This is a genomic window from Bradyrhizobium sp. CAR08, from assembly GCF_052871955.1.
Window position 1 is genome coordinate 153,438 of sequence record NZ_JBIXJX010000001.1, and the last position, 17,717, is coordinate 171,154.

General features: G+C 64.8%; 16 protein-coding genes. 11 read left to right on the top strand and 5 right to left on the bottom strand.

From position 1 onward, the window contains the following. Window positions 1-8: 8 nt before the first annotated feature. Window positions 9-1,112 (bottom strand): mandelate racemase/muconate lactonizing enzyme family protein, encoded by a 1,104-nt coding sequence (locus ACIPUD_RS00655; RefSeq protein ID WP_085351871.1) that lies wholly within the window; start codon window positions 1,110-1,112, stop codon window positions 9-11. 177 nt (window positions 1,113-1,289) lie between these two features. Here ACIPUD_RS00655 and ACIPUD_RS00660 point away from each other — a divergent pair, with 177 nt between their 5' ends. The 4 genes from ACIPUD_RS00660 (at window position 1,290) to ACIPUD_RS00675 (ending at window position 5,556) form a co-directional block, all read left to right on the top strand. Beyond that, window positions 1,290-2,120 carry a GyrI-like domain-containing protein gene (locus ACIPUD_RS00660; protein ID WP_446479987.1) on the top strand — a complete coding sequence of 277 codons (831 nt, stop codon included), beginning with the start codon at window positions 1,290-1,292 and terminating at the stop codon, window positions 2,118-2,120. 135 nt (window positions 2,121-2,255) lie between these two features. After that, window positions 2,256-3,182: an SMP-30/gluconolactonase/LRE family protein gene (locus tag ACIPUD_RS00665; protein ID WP_085351869.1), complete on the top strand. Its 927-nt coding sequence runs from the start codon at window positions 2,256-2,258 to the stop codon at window positions 3,180-3,182. A 117-nt stretch (window positions 3,183-3,299) separates the two neighbouring features. Then, the gene (locus ACIPUD_RS00670) at window positions 3,300-3,893 is read left to right on the top strand and encodes a GNAT family N-acetyltransferase (RefSeq protein ID WP_018454118.1); all 594 of its coding nucleotides are present in this window, start codon (window positions 3,300-3,302) and stop codon (window positions 3,891-3,893) included. Window positions 3,894-3,909: 16 nt separating this feature from the next. Then, a complete protein-coding gene (locus ACIPUD_RS00675) occupies window positions 3,910-5,556 on the top strand; it encodes a GMC family oxidoreductase (protein ID WP_018454119.1) in 1,647 nt (548 codons plus the stop codon). A gap of 408 nt (window positions 5,557-5,964) precedes the next feature. On the opposite strand, the gene ACIPUD_RS00680 is transcribed toward ACIPUD_RS00675, so the two are convergent. Then, a complete protein-coding gene (locus ACIPUD_RS00680; protein ID WP_007600695.1) occupies window positions 5,965-6,807 on the bottom strand; it encodes an AAA family ATPase in 843 nt (280 codons plus the stop codon). A 249-nt stretch (window positions 6,808-7,056) separates the two neighbouring features. Here ACIPUD_RS00680 and ACIPUD_RS00685 point away from each other — a divergent pair, with 249 nt between their 5' ends. The 3 genes from ACIPUD_RS00685 (at window position 7,057) to sseA (ending at window position 9,762) form a co-directional block, all read left to right on the top strand. Then, the gene (locus tag ACIPUD_RS00685; protein WP_446479988.1) at window positions 7,057-8,232 is read left to right on the top strand and encodes a vWA domain-containing protein; all 1,176 of its coding nucleotides are present in this window, start codon (window positions 7,057-7,059) and stop codon (window positions 8,230-8,232) included. Window positions 8,233-8,274: 42 nt separating this feature from the next. Further along, window positions 8,275-8,688, top strand: coding sequence for a rhodanese-like domain-containing protein (locus ACIPUD_RS00690; protein ID WP_018454122.1), 414 nt, complete (start codon window positions 8,275-8,277; stop codon window positions 8,686-8,688). Window positions 8,689-8,910: 222 nt separating this feature from the next. Beyond that, window positions 8,911-9,762, top strand: a complete 852-nt coding sequence (gene sseA, locus ACIPUD_RS00695) for a 3-mercaptopyruvate sulfurtransferase (RefSeq protein ID WP_085361463.1) — start codon at window positions 8,911-8,913, stop codon at window positions 9,760-9,762. Between the two features lie 2 nt (window positions 9,763-9,764). On the opposite strand, the gene ACIPUD_RS00700 is transcribed toward sseA, so the two are convergent. Next, window positions 9,765-10,607: a hypothetical protein gene (locus ACIPUD_RS00700; protein WP_085385360.1), complete on the bottom strand. Its 843-nt coding sequence runs from the start codon at window positions 10,605-10,607 to the stop codon at window positions 9,765-9,767. Window positions 10,608-10,927: 320 nt separating this feature from the next. Here ACIPUD_RS00700 and ACIPUD_RS00705 point away from each other — a divergent pair, with 320 nt between their 5' ends. Together ACIPUD_RS00705 and ACIPUD_RS00710 are read left to right on the top strand one after the other, a co-directional pair. Next, window positions 10,928-12,118: a L,D-transpeptidase family protein gene (locus tag ACIPUD_RS00705; protein WP_162496397.1), complete on the top strand. Its 1,191-nt coding sequence runs from the start codon at window positions 10,928-10,930 to the stop codon at window positions 12,116-12,118. 156 nt (window positions 12,119-12,274) lie between these two features. Then, on the top strand, window positions 12,275-13,243 hold the full coding sequence (locus tag ACIPUD_RS00710; protein WP_446479989.1) for an NAD-dependent epimerase/dehydratase family protein: 969 nt from the start codon (window positions 12,275-12,277) through the stop codon (window positions 13,241-13,243). 4 nt (window positions 13,244-13,247) lie between these two features. Here ACIPUD_RS00710 and ACIPUD_RS00715 read toward each other — a convergent pair whose 3' ends face one another. Together ACIPUD_RS00715 and ACIPUD_RS00720 are read right to left on the bottom strand one after the other, a co-directional pair. After that, window positions 13,248-14,210 carry a D-2-hydroxyacid dehydrogenase family protein gene (locus ACIPUD_RS00715; RefSeq protein WP_085361460.1) on the bottom strand — a complete coding sequence of 321 codons (963 nt, stop codon included), beginning with the start codon at window positions 14,208-14,210 and terminating at the stop codon, window positions 13,248-13,250. Between the two features lie 104 nt (window positions 14,211-14,314). Continuing rightward, window positions 14,315-14,530: a hypothetical protein gene (locus ACIPUD_RS00720; protein ID WP_018454129.1), complete on the bottom strand. Its 216-nt coding sequence runs from the start codon at window positions 14,528-14,530 to the stop codon at window positions 14,315-14,317. A gap of 232 nt (window positions 14,531-14,762) precedes the next feature. Between ACIPUD_RS00720 and ettA the strand changes: the two genes are divergently transcribed. Both ettA and ACIPUD_RS00730 read left to right on the top strand, forming a co-directional pair. Beyond that, window positions 14,763-16,412: an energy-dependent translational throttle protein EttA gene (gene ettA / locus ACIPUD_RS00725; RefSeq protein ID WP_446479990.1), complete on the top strand. Its 1,650-nt coding sequence runs from the start codon at window positions 14,763-14,765 to the stop codon at window positions 16,410-16,412. Between the two features lie 7 nt (window positions 16,413-16,419). After that, the gene (locus ACIPUD_RS00730) at window positions 16,420-17,646 is read left to right on the top strand and encodes a lytic murein transglycosylase (RefSeq protein WP_018454131.1); all 1,227 of its coding nucleotides are present in this window, start codon (window positions 16,420-16,422) and stop codon (window positions 17,644-17,646) included. Window positions 17,647-17,717: the final 71 nt, after the last annotated feature.

A 17,717-nucleotide genomic window follows, 5' to 3' on the forward strand; every position in this document is an offset into this window, starting at 1 on the left:
CGCCGCGCTCAGGCGACGCGATATCGCTCCATGACGCTGCGGTCGGGCTCATAGCCGAGCCCAGGTCCGGTCGGCACCGCGACATGGCCGGTGGCATCGACATCGGCGCGGCCGCCCCAGAGGCAGGCCTCGCGCTTCAGGTAAAACATCTCGACCAACCCGTCGTCGCGCCCCGCCAGGAGATGCAAGGTCGCCAGCAGGCCGGGGCCGAAATACGGGGAGTGCGGAACGATCTTGACGCCTTGCCGATCCGCGAGCGCCGCAACCTTCAGAAATTCCGTGATGCCGCCGACCTTGATCACCGACGGCTGGGCGTGGCTGACCGCGCCCGCCTCCATCATCTGGCGGAATTGATATTCCGTGCAGGCGTTCTCGCCGGCGGCGACGCCGAGCCCGCCCTTGCTGCGGACCTCGGCGAGCGCCGTAAAATCCTCCGGCGGCCAGACCGGCTCCTCCAGGAACATCGGCTGCGCGTCATGGCATGTCCTGGCGAATGCGATCGCCTGCTCGCCCGAGAGCGGACAGTTCATGTCCACCATCAGCGGAATGCCGGGCCCGATCGCCGCGCGCGCGGCAAACACCGCCGGCGCCGTGGTCTCGTGCAGCTTGATGGCGCCATAGCCGAGCGCCAGCGCCTTCTTGCATTCGGCGGCGATGTTGTCGGGCGAACCGATCCGCAACAGGCTCGCATAGGCCGGAATGGCCGGGCGCCTGGTGCCGCCGAGCAGGCGGTGCAGCGGCACGCCCTCGATCTTGGCGGCGAGGTCCCACAGCGCGATGTCGAGCCCGGAGATCGCGAACATGGTGATGCCGTAACGCCCGAAGAGATGCAGATTGCGCTGGATCTGCTCCATCACCGCGGGGATGCCGGCGGCATCGGGAACCTCCAGCCCACGGGCTTGTGGTGCGATCATTTCCTCGACGGCACTGCGCGTGGTGCGGGGACAGACATAAGCGAAGGCATCGCCCCAGCCGGTCAGCCCGGCGTCGGTGGTGACCTCGAGGATCACCATGTCGAGGGCAGTGATGGCGGAGGCGCCCTGACGGAAGTTCGCGACACCAGCGTCATAGGGGATGCGGATATGGTGCGCCCGCACATCGGTGATTTTCATGACGCGGTTCCTCCTGCTTTCTTGTGAGCGGTTTCAAGGACGTCCCGAGTGTAGCCATGAATGCCCGGACGTTGCCAGTGGCTGTTCCGGCGTTATCCTCCTGCGGGACCGCAACGCCGATCAAGCGAAACCCGCGGACTTCCGTGCATCATGGTCGCGCTTCGAACGAGAAACGCCATGAACCCAGCCCAGCGCGCGCTCTGGTATGTCGAGAGCCATCTGGTCGAGCCGATGACGCTCGACGAGATCGCTGCGATATCGGGCGTGTCGCGGTTCCACATCGTGCGCGCGTTTGCCGTAGCCACCGGCCTGCCGGTGATGCGGTACGTGCGCGCGCGGCGGCTGAGCGAAGCGGCGCGCAGTCTTGCGAAAGGCGCGCCGGACATCCTGTCGCTGGCGCTGGAGGCCGATTACGGCTCGCACGAAGCATTCACCCGCGCGTTCCGCGACCAGTTCGGCACCACGCCCGAAGCGGTGCGCGCCGCGCAATGCACCGGCCATCTCAAGCTTCAGGAGCCGATCCTCATGGATTCAACCATCTCGGACAAACTCGCCAACCCGCGCTTCGAAACCACAAAGGCCTTCCTCGTCGCAGGCATCAGCGAGCGCATCTCCTGCGACAACGGCGCGGCCATTCCTGGACTGTGGCAGCGCTTCCACCAGGAGGTCGCCGACATTCCCGCGCGCGTTGGACCGGTCGCCTATGGCGTCTGCTGCAACGGCGACGATGCCGGCAATTTCGACTACATTGCCGGCGTCGAGGTCGCCGATTTCTCCGAACTGCCGCGCCCCTTCGGCCGTATCCGCATCCCCGAGCAGCGCTATGCGGTGTTCACCCACGCCGACCACGTCGCCTCGATCAGGCGCACCGTCAACGCGATCTGGAATCAGTGGCTGCCGGCCTCCGGCCTGAAAGCTGCCGATGCGCCGAACTTCGAGCGCTACGACGAGAAATTCGATCCCGCCACCAATGGCGGCCTGGAGATTTGGATACCCGTGCGAGATTAGCGCGCAACGCTGGCATACCATCCGGCTTGCTTGGCAAGCCCCGGTGACTTTGTCATAACCGCAGGCAATCTTGCCTGTGGGGCCCGTGCCGGACATCCCGCGCAAGTCATAACAAGCAGCCGGGAGGGTCCCCACATGTCCAACGTCCGCGTTCTCGCCACCGACCTCGAATTTCCCGAAGGTCCGGTCGTGATGCCGGACGGCTCGGTCGTGCTGGTGGAAATCCGCGGCCAGCGCCTCACCCGAATCCATCCCGACGGGCGCAAGGAGATCGTCGCGAAGATTCCGGGCGGCCCGAACGGCGCAGCCCTCGGCCCCGACGGCAAGATCTACATCTGCAACAATGGCGGCTTCTCCTGGATCCCGACCCGCAACATGATCATGCCGGGTCCGCAGCCCGACGACTATCTCGGCGGCTCGATCCAGCGCGTCGATCTGCAATCCGGCCAGATCGAAACCGTCGTGACCAGTTGCGGCGAGCACGATCTGCGCGGGCCGAACGATCTGGTGTTCGACAAGCAGGGCGGCCTCTGGTTCTCCGATCTCGGCAAGCGCCGCGCGCGCGAGATGGACGTCGGCGGCATGTACTATCTCAAGCCCGGCATGAAGGAGATCGTCGAGGTCGTCCACGGCGTGTTGCCGGCGAACGGCATCGGCCTGTCGCCGGACGAGACCACCGTCTACATCGCGGAGACGCCGACGGGCCGGCTCTGGGCCTACGAGCTCTCCGCGCCCGGCACGCTCAAGCCGCGCGACGCGATCTATCGCGGCGAGCGGGGCAAACCGATCTGCGGCCTCGGCGGCTACCAGATGTTCGATTCGCTGGCGGTCGAAGCCAACGGCAATGTCTGCGTCGCCACCCTCGTCTCCGGCTGCATCTCGGTGATCGCGCCCGATGGCACGCTGGTCGAGCAGATCCCGACCGGCGACCGCGTCACCACCAACATCGCCTTCGGCGGCCCCGAGCTGAAGACCGCCTACATCACGCTCTCCGGCAAGGGCGAACTGATCGCCATGGACTGGCCGCGCAGCGGTTTGCCGTTGAATTTCCTTAACAAGTAAACGGTGCTAGTGACCATCATTGCAAGCGAAGCGAAGCAATCCAGGAATGCGTCCGCGGTGACAGTCTGGATTGCTTCGTCGCTTCGCTCCTCGCAATGACAAAGGAGAGAGTTTCAAATGCCCTGGCCTGATCCCATCACCCTGCGCGGACAGCATGCCGCTCTGGAGCCGCTGTCGCATCAGCACCGCGAGGGGCTGAGCGAGGCCGTGAAGGATGGTGAGCTCTCCACCATCTGGTACACCGCAATCCCGACGCCGGACAACATGGGCAAGGAAATCGACCGCCGGCTCGGTCTTCAGGCCGCCGGCTCGATGCTCCCCTTCACCGTATTCGATGGCAGCGGCAAGATCGTGGGCATGACGACCTACATGAACATCGATGCGGCCAACCGCCGCGTCGAGATCGGCTCGACCTGGTATGGTAAGAGCGCGCAACGCGGCCCGCTCAACACGCAGTGCAAATTGCTGCTGCTCACCCACGCCTTCGAAACCCTGGACTGCATCGCGGTGGAATTCCGCACCCACTTCTTCAATCACCAGAGCCGCCGCGCCATCGAGCGTCTGGGCGCCAAGCAGGACGGCATCCTGCGCAGCCACCAGGTCGCGCCGAACGGCACGCTACGCGACACCGTGGTCTACAGCATCACCGCGGCCGAATGGCCTACGGTGCGAACGCATTTGAATTATCAACTCAACGACAAGCCGCGCTAGAGGCGGCCGAGGCACCATGGACAGATTTGATTATGTGATCGTCGGCGCGGGCTCCGCCGGTTGCGTGCTCACCAGCCGGCTGAGCGAAAACCCTGCGACCAGCGTTTGCGTGCTCGAGGCCGGCCCGAGCGACTGGCATCCCTACATCCATCTGCCGGCCGGCTTCATCAAGACCTTCCACATGAAGAGCATCAACTGGGCCTACCAGCAGGAGGTCGGACCCTGGACCGGCGGCCGCAGCATCTACGCGCCGCGCGGCAAGACGCTCGGCGGTTCGTCCTCGATCAACGGCCACATCTACAACCGCGGCCAGCGCATGGATTTCGACACCTGGGCGCAGATGGGCAATCGCGGCTGGGGCTATGCCGACGTGCTGCCCTACTTCCGGCGGCTGGAGAAGCGGGTCGGCGAGGGCGAGGACATTTATCGCGGCCGCGAAGGCAATCTCACCGTCACCACCATGAACTGGCGCGATCCGCTTTGCGAAGCCTTCATGGAAGGCGCGGTGAGCCTCGGCATTCCGCGCAACCCCGACTACAACGGCAAGACCCAGGAAGGCGTCTCCTATTGCCAGCGCACCATCGACAAGGGCTTGCGCGTCTCCGGCGCCACCGCTTTCCTCAAGCCCGCGATGAAGCGGCCGAACGTGCATGTCCGCACCCACGCGCATGCGACCGAGATCATCTTCGAGGGCAAGCGCGCCGTCGGCGTGCGCTACATGAAGGGCGGTCATGGCGGCACGCCGGTCGAGGTCCGCGCCAACAAGGAAGTGATCCTCTCCGGCGGCACCTATAATTCGCCGCAGCTGCTCCAGTTGTCCGGCATCGGCTCACCGGATCTGTTGCAGGCCCACGGCATCGCCGTGCGTCACGCGCTTCCGGTCGGCGAAGGCCTGCAAGATCACTACGCCCCGCGCACGGTCGCGCGCGTCAAGGACATCAGGACCATCAACGAGCTCCGCCGCGGCTGGCGTCTCTGGGTCGAGGCGATGAAGTGGGCGACCGCGCGCAAAGGCCTGCTGTCGCTGTCGCCGACCATGGTCTACTGCTTCTGGCACTCCGGCGAGAGTGCGGAGAGCTCCGACCTCCAGCTCACCTTCACACCGGCGAGCTACAAGGAAGGCGTGCAGGGCCAGCTCGAGGACGAGCCCGGCATGACGGTGGCGTCCTGGCAGCAGCGCCCCGAGAGCCGCGGCTATGTCCGCATCCGCTCGGCAGATCCGTTTGCGCCGCCGATCATCCAGACCAACTATCTTGACGCCGAGCTCGACCGCCGGGTCATCGTCGGCGGCATGAAGCTCGCGCGCAGGCTTTTGAAGAGCGCGCCGCTGTCGCCCTATTACGCCTACGAGGATTTCCCCGGACCCAACGTTAATACCGACGACGAGTTTTTGGCGGCCGCCACCGAGCGCGGCACCACCACCTTCCACCCCGGCTGCACCTGCCGCATGGGCCCGGCGGATTCCACCTGGGCGGTGGTCGACGATCAGCTCCGCGTTCACGGGTTGCAAGGTCTCCGCGTCATCGATGCCTCCGTGATGCCGCGCATGATCTCGGCGAACCTCAATGCCTCAACCATGATGATCGCCGACCGCGCCTCGGACTTGATCCGCGGCAAGAAGCCGATGGAAGCCGCGCGCGTGCCGGATGCGGCGGTGGCGTAGCAAGGTCTCGTGCTCCGGACGCAGCGCAGCGCTTCCCCGGCGATGCGAAGCATCGTCCGGTGCAGCTGTGCGCTGCAGAGCCGGAGGCCCATCTCACGCGACCTTGGTCGCCCCTCGCGATTTGAAGCGCGAGTTGGAGAGCGCGATGCTCGCCCTTGCTCCATCATCGCGAGCGCAGCGATGCAATCCAGGATCTTTCCGCGGAGGCAGCCTGGATTGCTTCGCTGCGCTCGCAATGACGAGGTGGAGAGAGTGCGCCACACTCTCGGTGTCATCGCCCGGTTTGACCGGGCGATCCAGTATTCCAGAGGCGGTTATGATTGAGTCGAGAAGCCGCGGCGTACTGGATTCCCCGCCTTCGCGGGGAATGACACCGGAAGGTGGGGCGGCAGCGGAGTGCGCTCGAACCTACACTTCCCTCCGGCTCAGGAACGCCAATCGCTCGAACAGATGCACGTCCTGCTCGTTCTTGAGCAGCGCACCGTGCAGTGGTGGGATCAGCTTGCGCGGGTCGCGCTCGCGCAACTGCTCGACGCTCATGTCTTCGTTGAGCAGCAGTTTGAGCCAGTCCAGAAGCTCTGAGGTGGAGGGCTTCTTCTTCAACCCGGGCACTTCGCGGACCTCGAAGAAGATGCGCAGGGCTTCCTCGACCAGCCGCTTCTTGATGCCGGGGAAGTGGACGTCGACGATCCGGGTCATGGTGTCGGCATCGGGGAACTTGATGTAGTGGAAGAAGCAGCGGCGCAGGAACGCGTCCGGCAGCTCCTTCTCGTTGTTGGAGGTGATCATCATGATCGGGCGCTGCTTGGCCTTGATCGTCTCGCCGGTCTCGTAGACGTGGAATTCCATGCGGTCGAGCTCGAGCAGGAGATCATTTGGGAATTCGATGTCGGCCTTGTCGATCTCGTCGATCAGCAGCACCGGGCGCTGCTCGGCGGTGAAGGCATCCCACAGCTTGCCGCGCTTGATGTAGTTCTTGATGTCGGACACGCGGGCATCGCCAAGCTGGCTGTCGCGAAGGCGCGATACCGCGTCGTATTCATAGAGGCCTTGCTGTGCCTTGGTGGTGGACTTGATGTGCCAGGTCAGAAGCGGGGCGTTCAGCGCCTTCGCCACTTCCTCCGCCAGCACCGTCTTGCCGGTGCCGGGCTCGCCCTTGATGAGCAGCGGGCGCTCCAGCACGATCGAGGCATTGACCGCGACCTTGAGATCGTCGGTCGCAACATAGTCCTTGGTGCCGGTAAATTTCATCGCGCGTCCTTGTTGGTCGTCGTCCCAGGAATTGCCAGTTTCATGGCCCTGGTCCAACAAACGGAACGGCCGCGCGTAGCGGCCGTTCCTAGGTTCGGTCAGGCTTTCAGACCCGTTTTATCAGCGAAAGGATGACGAGCACAATCGCTCCGCCAATCCCGCCTGGCGGACAATCCTGCCCAGAGCTCGTCGGGTGGGGTCTCCGAGGCGCCCCTTGACGCCGACAATCCAAAGGGCAATCTGTCACCCATGTTCCTGCAATTCTTCACTTCTCTGCGCGATGCGCAGGTCCCCGTGACGCTGCGCGAATACCTCACGCTGATGGAGGCGCTCGACGCCGACCTCGCGGACTACTCGGTCGAGAACTTCTACTATCTCTCGCGCACCTCCCTGGTGAAGGACGAGCGCAACCTCGACAAGTTCGACCGCGTCTTCGGCACCGTCTTCAAGGGGCTGGAAAGCCTGCTCGACGCCATGGAGGGAGCCGAGATCCCCGAGGAGTGGCTGAAGAAGCTCGCCGAGAGATACCTGACCGACGAAGAGAAGAAGCAGATCGAGGCCATGGGCTGGGACAAGCTCATGGAGACCCTGAAGAAGCGTCTCGAGGAGCAGAAGGGCCGTCATCAGGGCGGCTCGAAGTGGATCGGCACCGCCGGCACCTCGCCGTTCGGCGCTCATGGTTACAATCCCGAAGGCATTCGCATCGGCCAGGACAAGAACCGCAACAACCGCGCCGTCAAGGTGTGGGACAAGCGCGAGTTCAAGGATCTGGACGGCAATGTCGAGCTCGGCATCCGCAACATCAAGGTGGCATTGCGCCGCCTGCGCAAATTCGCGCGCACCGGCGCGCCGGATGAACTCGATCTCGACACCACCATCCGCGAGACCGCCAATCACGGCTATCTCGACGTGCACATGCGGCCCGAGCGCCGCAACGCGGTGAAGCTGCTGGTGTTCTTCGACATCGGCGGCTCGATGGACGCGCATATCGAGCAGGTCGAGGAGTTGTTCTCGGCGGCGAAGAGCGAGTTCAAGCACATGGAGTATTTCTACTTCCACAATTGCCTCTATGAAGGCGTGTGGAAGCAGAACAAGCGGCGCTTTACCGACCGCACCCCGACCTGGGACGTGCTGCACAAATACCCGCACGATTACAAGATCGTGTTCGTCGGCGACGCCTCGATGTCGCCCTACGAGATCATGGTGCCCGGCGGCTCGGTCGAGCACGTCAACGAGGAGCCCGGCTCGGTCTGGCTCGACCGCATCATCCGTACCTATCCGCATTCGGTGTGGCTGAACCCCGTGCAACAGAAGCACTGGGACTATTCGGAATCCACCACCATCATCAAACGCATTTTCGCCAACCGCATGTATCCGATCACGATCGAGGGACTTGAAGGTGCGATGAAGGAATTAACGCACTAGCTCGCGCTCCGCGCCGGGAATGACTACAAGAGGGAGAACCACGTGCCCCAGACCATCACCCGTGGCATCAAGGCGCTGATCGACGAGGCCAATGCCGAGATCGAGACGCTCACCGCCAAAGACGCCATCGAGATCTCCAAGAACGGCGACGTCGTCATCGTCGACATCCGCGATCCCCGCGAGATCGAGCGCGACGGCCGCATCCCCGGCGCGTTCGCCTGCACCCGCGGCATGCTCGAATTCTGGATCGATCCGCAGAGCCCTTATGCCAAGCCGGTGTTCCAGGAGGACAAGAAGTTCGTCTTCCATTGCGCCGGCGGCTTGCGCTCTGCGCTCGCCGCCAAGACTGCGCAGGACATGGGCCTCAAGCCCGTCGCCCACATCGCGGGCGGCTACGCCGCCTGGCGCGACGCCGGCGGGCCGACCCAACAGTGGGAGCCGAAGAAGAAGGGGTGAGGGTGCTGCGCTGCCGCTCCAATCTCCGGCGTCATTCCCCGCGAAAGCGGGGAATCCAGTACGCCGCGGCCTCTCGGCTCAATTACAATCGCCTCTGGAATACTGGATCGCCCGGTCCTAGTGCGCAATTGCGCACTGGCCGGGCGATGACAGCGGAGTTGGATGCGCACTGCTTCAACCTCGCTCACGTTGCGCTCGCGCGGAATAATAGAAAGATCTCGCATGCCCACCGATCCCCTCGTCTCTACCGAATGGCTCGCCGCCCACATCAATGACGCCAACGTCAAGGTGCTCGACGCCAGCTTCAAGCTGCCGGGTGTGCTGCCATTGCCGAAGGACGATTATCTCGCCGCGCATCTGCCGGGCGCGGTGTTCTTCGACGTCGATGCGATCTCGGACCATTCCAACCCGCTGCCGCACATGTATCCGAGTGCCGAGCAGTTCGGCCGCGACGTCGGTCATCTCGGCATCTCCAATGCCGACACCGTCGTGATCTATGATGCCGGCGGCTGGGTCGCTGCTCCCCGCGCGTGGTGGATGTTCCTGGCTTTCGGGCACGGCAATGTGCGCATCCTCAATGGCGGCCTGAAGAAGTGGCGCGCCGAGGGGCGTCCGGTCGAGAGTGGCGAGGCGAAGCCGAAGCCTGCGACGTTCACGGCCAGCTACGATTCAAAACGCGTGCGCAGCATGCAGCAATTGATCGCCAACGTCGAAAGCCGTGCCGAGCAGGTGATCGACGCGCGCGCCGCCGACCGGTTCGAGGGCCGGGCGCCGGAGCCGCGCGCAGGCATCCGCTCCGGCCATATCCCGGGCGCGCGCAACGTGCCCTACAATCTCCTGTTCGACGCCGCGACCGGCACGATGAAGCCGCTTGATGATCTCCGCGCTGCCTTTACCAACGCCGGCGTCAGGCTCGATGCGCCGATCGTGACGAGCTGCGGCTCCGGGGTCTCCGCCGGCGTGCTGACATTGGCGCTCTATCGCCTCGGCATCACCGACACCGCGCTCTACGATGGCTCATGGTCGGAATGGGGCCAGGAAAAGGGACCGCCGATCGCAACCGGGCCGGCGTAACCCTACTGACGTGCGCGCGCGGTCGTCGTTGCGGCGAGCGTGGGTTGCGGTTGTCCGAACGGATCGAGTTGCTGAACCGGCGGCGGCGCGCGCCGGACAATGCGGCGGCGCTTCTTGACGCGATGCGCCCGCGGCTTGGTCGCCTTGCTCTCCGGCGACCTGCTGTCGGCCTTAGAGCCGGCCTTGGCCTTCGCCGGCGGACCCTCCCAAGCCGTGGTCGCCGGGTCGTTCAATGCGGCGAACTTCGCGCTCGCCATGTCGAACCTGGACGAAGCCGAGGCTCCGCTGGGGGCGGCAGGTGTTGGTTTGCTCGCGAGAGCGATCGCAACGGGCTTGGCCTCGGCGATGGATGCGCTGGCGTCGGCCGGAGTAAGCGTGTTGCTTGAGGCCTGCACCGCGGCGTCCGTCGTCGTCTCGGCCTTGGTCTCCGCATTGGCCGGTTCGGCCGGGACGTCAGCCGGAGGTGCAACGACCTGCGGCTGACCGTCGGTCTCAGTCGTCAGCGCGACCACTTGTTCGGGCTCGCTCATCGGCAGTGCGATGGTCGGGACTTGATCGCGCAGCGACGGCGTCGGATCGGTGGCCGCTTCCGGCTCGACGCGGAGGACCGCGAGCACCGGCTGGGCCGGCTCGGGAGCTTGTGCAAACACCTGCTCCTGCGGGCCGTTCCGCCAGGAGGGGTTGCTGACATACTGCTCGTGGCTCGCCCGCAGCAGCGCGGCGGCGCCCAGGCCGAATACCAGGATGGAGGCTGACAGCAGGATCGCGGCAAACAGGAAGCGAAAGCCGGGAAGCATCGAGGGATTGCGAATTTCCGCCCCGGCGGTGAAGTGGCCAGGGCCCATGAGCCATCTGAACGCGGTGACGGTACTGCTTGCCGCGTTCGCCACGCGGGGATCGAAGCTCAAAGCGGAGGCGAATCAGGCTGATTCGAACATACCGCAACGATTCCGCGCCGTTCCGTAAAAAACGGAGCCGGCGACTGCGGCGATCTCGGGCGTGGGCTGATTTTCGCCCCATGATGCAAGGAGGCAACGGTAGTCTTGCGGATCACAAATCGGCAAATCAGGCACAAATCCGCCTGTAATGTCTTGAATGTGCCGCTATCTTCCGTCATCTGGCCGTTAACGGTCCGGACGGGCCCGGGGACTATACAAGAGCGATGATGATCAAACATTTTCTGACGATATGCGCTGCCGCAACAGTCGCTGCGGCGGGAACCTCGCTCGCACAGGCCCAGAGCTATCCGGTCCAGCAGGCGCCGAGCTATGGCGCGCCGCCGGCCGAATATCGGCCCGGCGACCGCGCGCCGAGTTTCGACGCGCTCGACGATGAAGATGACGCGATGCCGCAGGCAGCGCTGCCGCCGCCCGGTCCGGATCCGCGTTACGGCCGTCCGCCCGGCGCTCCCCCGGTGTATTCCGCCGCGCCGCCGCAGGGTCCGGTGATGTCGCCCGATGATCCCCGTTATGGCCGTCCCGCAGGTGCCCCCGTCTACTCGGCCGCGCCGCCGCAGGGTCCCGTGACGTCGCCCGACGACCCGCGCTACGGCCGCCCTGCCGGCCCGCCCGCGGTGATCTACGCCGATCGTCCGGCTCAGGCGCCCGGCAGTGATGGCCTGCGTCCGCCCGAGGCGGTCGGTGGTCCCGCCGCGACCGGAACGGTCCAGGCTGGGCAGCCGCCCGTTGGTGCCGACGGTCGGCCGATGGCGATCGCCTCGCTGCCGCCCGAGGAGCAGCCTGACGCTGCTCCGGCGCAGCTGCCGCAGAACCTGCGCCGTCAGGAGGTCTCGCTGGCGACCAAGGAGCCGGCCGGAACACTCATCGTCGATACCCCAAATACCTACCTCTATTACGTGCTGGGCAACGGCCGTGCGATCCGCTACGGCGTCCGCGTTGGCCGGGACGGCTTCACCTGGACCGGCGTGCAGAAGATCACCCGCAAGGCCGAGTGGCCGGACTGGCATCCGCCGACCGAGATGATCGAGCGCCAGCCCTATCTGCCGCGTTTCATGGCCGGCGGTCCCGGCAATCCGCTCGGCGCCCGTGCGATGTATCTCGGCTCGACCGTCTACCGCATCCACGGCACCAACCAGCCCTCGACGATCGGCAAGTTCGTGTCGTCCGGCTGCATCGGCATGCTGAACGAGGACGTCTCCGACTTGTTCGATCGCGTCAAGGTCGGCACCCGCGTGGTCGTGATGCCGGGTGGTCCGCCGCCGGGAACGGCGACCGCATCCGCCGCGCCCATGCCCGGCACTGCCGGCCCCGCACCAATGGCCGCGCAGGCCGGCCCGGTCGGAGGCACCCAGCCGACAGTGGTGCCGCCGCTGCCCGCGCCCGTCACCGTGCGCTGAATCGGCTTCGCAAGAATTGATCTGATGACGGCGCGTGGCCTTCGGTCACGCGCCGTCATCATTTGACGCATGCGTGCAGGTCGCACTTGCGCATACTTGAACGGCTCCGCACCTCGATTACGTCCGGGAGGATTGCAACGAATTGAGGAGCACAGGATGCGCATCTTTGTTGCGGGCGCGACCGGCGCGGTCGGTCAGTATCTTGTTCCGGCGCTGGTCGCCGCGGGTCATTCGGTGATCGGCACGACACGGAGTGCGGCAAAAACAGACCTTGTACGGCGATCGGGTGCGGAGCCGGTCGTTGCCGACGGTCTCGATGCCGACAGCATGCGCGCTGCGGTGATTGCGGCAAAGCCCAACGCCGTCATCCACCAGATGACAGATCTCGCGGCCGCCACGGACCTCCGGCATTTCGATCGGGCTTTCAAGCGAACCAACGAGCTCCGCACCCGCGGAACCGACATTCTGCTCAACGCCGCGCGCGAGGCCGGCGCCAAGCGCTTCATCGCGCAAAGCTTCTGCGGCTGGACCTTCAGTCGCGCCGGCGGAACGGTCAAGATCGAGACCGATGAACTCGACTCGAATCCACCGCGAGAGCTGCGACGCACGCTCGAGGCAATCCGCTATCTGGAGCGAATCATCACCGCTTCGACGAAGCCGGAGGGCATCGTGCTGCGCTATGGATTCTTCTATGGACCCGGCACCGGCACGCTCTCGCCGGCGATGATCGACCAGCTGCGCCACCGGCGTGTGCCGGTGATCGGTGACGGCGGCGGCACGTGGTCGTTCATTCACACCGAAGATGCAGCCTCTGCCACGCTCGCCGCGCTTGAACGCGGACGCACTGGCAGCATCTACAATATCGTCGACGATCATCCGGCGCCGGTGAAGGATTGGTTGCCCGCGCTGGCCGAACTCCTCGGTGCCAAGCCGCCGCGTCACATCCCCGCCTGGCTCGGGCGCCTGCTTGCGGGCGAGCATATGGTTGCGATGATGACGGAGGTGCGTGGAGCCTCCAACGGCAAGGCCAAGCGCGAGCTCGGTTGGCTGCCGGCGCATGCCTCCTGGCGCGACGGCTTTGCCGATGCGGCACGGCAGCCCACCAGCCAGCGCTCGGCGGCCTGAGGCATCAGGCCAGCTTGCGCGGCAGCTCACCGCCCTTGGTGAAAGCGTCGATCGCCTCGACCATCTGGCCGTAATGGATGCGCAAGCCGTCCGCGGTGGCGTAGCCGAGATGCGGCGTCAGGACGAGATTGTCGAGCTTGCGGAAGGGATGGTCCGTCGGCAACGGCTCGACCGAGAACACGTCGATGCCGGCGCCTGCAATCCTCTTCTGCTGCAACGCCTCGAGCAGTGCCTGCTCGTCCACGATCGGCCCGCGCGCGGTGTTGACGAGGAAGGCCGTCGGTTTCATCCGCGCGAGATCGGCAGCCCCGACCAGCCCGCGCGAGCGCTCGCTCAGCACCACATGGATGCTGACGATATCGGCCTTGGTGAACAGCTCCTCCTTGGTGGCATAGCCGACCCCGACGTCCTTGCACTTCTCCGGGGTCAGGTTCGGGCTCCAGGCGATCACGTTCATGCCGAACGCCTTCGCGATATCAGCCATCTTGCTGCCGAGCTTGCCGAGCCCGACGACGCCGAGCGTCAATCCCTCGATCTCGACGCCGGCAAAGGCCTGCCAGGGCTCGCCCGCATGCATGCGCGCGTTCTCGCGGCCGATGCCGCGGGTCAGTTCCAGGATCAGGCCCATGGTGAGGGGCGCGGTCGGATCGCGCGAATATTGCGTGCCGCCGATCGTGACGCCCCGCGCCTTGGCGGCCTCCATGTCGATCGAGGCGTTGCGCATGCCTGACGTCAGCAGGAGCTTCAGCTTCGGCAGGCTTTCGAACAGGCTCTTGGGGAACGCGGTGCGCTCGCGCATCGCGCAGACGATCTCGAAATCGGCCAGCGCGCTCGCCGCGGCCTGCTCGGAGGCGAAGGGATGGCTGAACACGGTGACGTCGATGCGGTCGGACAGGCTTTGCCAATCGGCGACGTCGAGGGCGAGGTTGAAATAGTCGTCGAGAATTGCACAGCGCAGCCGCGTCATCAGCGTTCTTCCATGGCGAGAGGTGGAACCAGGCCATGGTTGCGCGCAATCAGGACCGTGCGCAAGCCGTTCGCGTCTTCAAAAATCCGACAGGTGATAAAGGCTCAGAGGTCGCGGGGCTTGAGCCGGAACGGCGCATTCATGCCGTGCTTGGCGCGCCAGGCCGGGCCGGGGCCGCGCATGTAATGCAGTTCGGGCCGGTAGGGGTTGAAAGCGGTGGCAAAGAAGCGCTTCCAGAAGCCCTTGATCTCCGAGGCAAATGCGGAGGCGCTGCCGGCTTCCGCCGGAACGGGAAGGGAGTTGGTCTCGATCATGGCCATGACGCTGTCTCGCTGTGCTCCCGTTCATTCTGAGCGGGTGGCGCTGTTTCCGCGCGAAACCGAGCTTTGGCCTGATTTATTAAAAGATGGTTTCAATTGTCCGGATCGGCGGTGGGATGGTGTCCGTTCCGTATTCATCCGTGGTGAACGGAGGGAAAACATTGCCCTTTGGGGGCGGGGTCGCTACATCGGCGGCAAGCAAATTTCCTCAAATCGAAGGTTTTCGGGACCGATGGCGCGCCAGTTCATCTATTTCATGCAGGGCCTGACCAAGAGCTACCCGACTCGGAAGGTGCTCGATAACATCCATCTGAGCTTCTACCCGGACGCCAAGATCGGCGTGCTCGGTGTCAACGGCTCGGGCAAGTCGACGCTGCTCAAAATCATGGCCGGCCTCGACAAGGAGTACAACGGCGAGGCCTGGGTCGCCCAGGGCGCCCGCGTCGGCTATCTCGAGCAGGAGCCGCATCTCGATCCGGCATTGAGCGTGCGCGAGAACGTCATGCTGGGCGTCGCCAAGCAGAAGGCCATCCTCGATCGCTACAACGAGCTGGCGATGAACTACTCCGAGGAGACCGCCGACGAGATGACCAAGCTGCAGGACGAGATCGAGGCCCAGGGCCTCTGGGATCTCGACAGCAAGGTCGACCAGGCCATGGACGCGCTGCGCTGTCCGCCCGACGATGCCGACGTGTCGAAACTCTCCGGCGGTGAGCGCCGCCGCGTCGCGCTCTGCAAGCTGCTGCTCGACCAACCCGAGCTTCTGCTGCTGGACGAACCGACCAACCATCTCGACGCGGAGTCGGTGTCGTGGCTGGAAGGCCATCTGCGCAACTATCCCGGCGCGATCCTGATCGTCACCCATGACCGCTACTTCCTCGACAACGTCACGAGCTGGATTCTCGAGCTCGATCGCGGCAAGGGCATTCCCTATGAGGGCAACTACTCGTCCTGGCTGCAGCAGAAGCAGAAGCGGCTCGAGCAGGAGGGCCGCGAGGACGCTGCGCATCAGAAGACGCTGGCCCGCGAGCAGGAATGGATCGCGTCCTCGCCGAAAGCCCGCCAGGCCAAGTCCAAGGCGCGCTATCAGCGCTATGACGAACTGCTGAAACAGGCGAGCGAAAAGCAGACACAGACCGCGCAAATCACGATTCCGGTGGCCGAGCGACTCGGTCAGCACGTGGTCGACTTCGAAGGGCTCAGCAAAGGTTTCGGCGATCGCATGCTGATCGACGATCTCACTTTCAAGCTGCCGCCCGGCGGTATCGTCGGCGTGATCGGCGCCAACGGCGCCGGCAAGACCACGCTGTTCAGGATGATCACCAAGCAGGAGGAGCCGGACAAGGGCACCATCACGATCGGCGAGAGCGTTCATCTCGGTTACGTCGACCAGTCGCGCGACGCGCTCGACGGCAGCAAGAACGTGTGGGAGGAGATCTCCGGCGGCAACGAGCTGATCCTGCTCGGCAAGAGGGAAGTCAATTCACGCGGCTATTGTTCGTCGTTCAATTTCAAGGGCGCCGACCAGCAGAAGAAAGTCGGCGCGCTCTCGGGCGGTGAACGCAACCGCGTGCACCTTGCGAAAATGCTGAAATCCGGCGCCAACGTTCTGCTGCTCGACGAGCCGACCAACGACCTCGACGTTGACACGCTGCGTGCGCTCGAAGAGGCGCTGGAGGATTTCGCCGGCTGCGCCGTCATCATCAGCCATGATCGCTGGTTCCTCGATCGCATCGCGACCCACATCCTGGCCTTCGAAGGCGACAGTCATGTCGAATGGTTCGAGGGCAACTTCCAGGACTACGAGAAGGACAAGATGCGCCGGCTCGGCCAGGACAGCATCATCCCGCACCGCGTGAAGTACAAGAAGCTGACGCGGTGATCTCAGCATGATGCGGCGGGTGCTGATAGCTGCGGTGATCGCTATCACCTGCGGCCTGTCGCCCGCCGGCGCTGCCGACGCCGCCTTCGCGCAGTTCATCGCCTCGCTGTGGCCGGAGGCGGAGGCCGCCGGCGTGTCGCGCGCGACGTTCGAGCGAGAGACGCGCGGGCTCGAGCCGGACTACAAGCTGCCGGATCTGATCCTGCCGGGGCGTCCTGCAACGGGGGCGCCGTCGCAGGCCGAGTTCGTGCAGGTGCCGGCTGACTATGTCAGGGAAGCCTCGATCGCGCGGCTTGCGGGCGAGGGGCAGCGGTTGCTGCAAAAATATCGTCAGGCGCTGACCGAGATCGAGAAAAACTCCGGCGTGCCTGCTACCGTGATGCTGGCGATCTGGGGCCGCGAGACCGACTATGGCCGCTATACGCTGCCTTACGATCTCGTCCGCGTGCTGGCGACGCAGGCCTATGTCGGCCGCCGCAAGGACAGCTATCGCAACGAGTTCATCCTCTCGCTGAAAATTCTCGGTGACGGCGTAGTGACACGCAAGGACATGCGCTCGTCCTGGGCCGGTGCGACTGGGCTCACGCAATTCCTGCCGTCCGAATATTACAAGCATGGCGTCGATTTCGACCGCGACGGCCGCATCGACATCTGGCACTCGGTGCCGGATGCGCTGGCCTCCGCCGCGCAGCAGCTCGTCAACAAGGGCTGGCAGAGCGGTGTACGCTGGGCCTACGAGGTGCAGGCACCGGCCAAAGTCGATTGCACCGCCGGCGTGCCCGAGGTGACGAAGCCGATCGGCCAATGGCTGCGCGAAGGCTTTGTACCGGTGCGTGGACAAAAGCTCACTGCCGCCGAGCAGGCACAGCCGGCCTCCCTGCTGCAGCCTGAAGGCATCTACGGCCCGTCCTTCCTGACCACGAAGAACTACTTCGTGATCAAGGAATACAATTTTTCCGACCTCTACGTGCTGTTCGTCGGACATCTCGCCGACCGCATGACGAGCCCGCAACCGTTCGCGACCCCATGGTCTGCCTCGAAGCAATTGCGGACCAAGGACGTCGAGGCGATGCAGCGGGGGCTCACGCGCGTCGGGCTCTACAAGGACAAGGTCGACGGCAAGGCCGGCATGCAGACGCGCGCTGCGCTCGGCGCCTACCAGAAGTCGGCAGGCCTCAAGGTCGATTGCTGGCCGAGCGAAGAGGTGCTGCGCTCGATCCAGGCGGCGCGATAGGTGCGCAGGGCTGATAACGCAGGGTTGGCAAAAGAAAAAGCCCGGCCGAGGTGCTCGGCCGGGCTTCGATC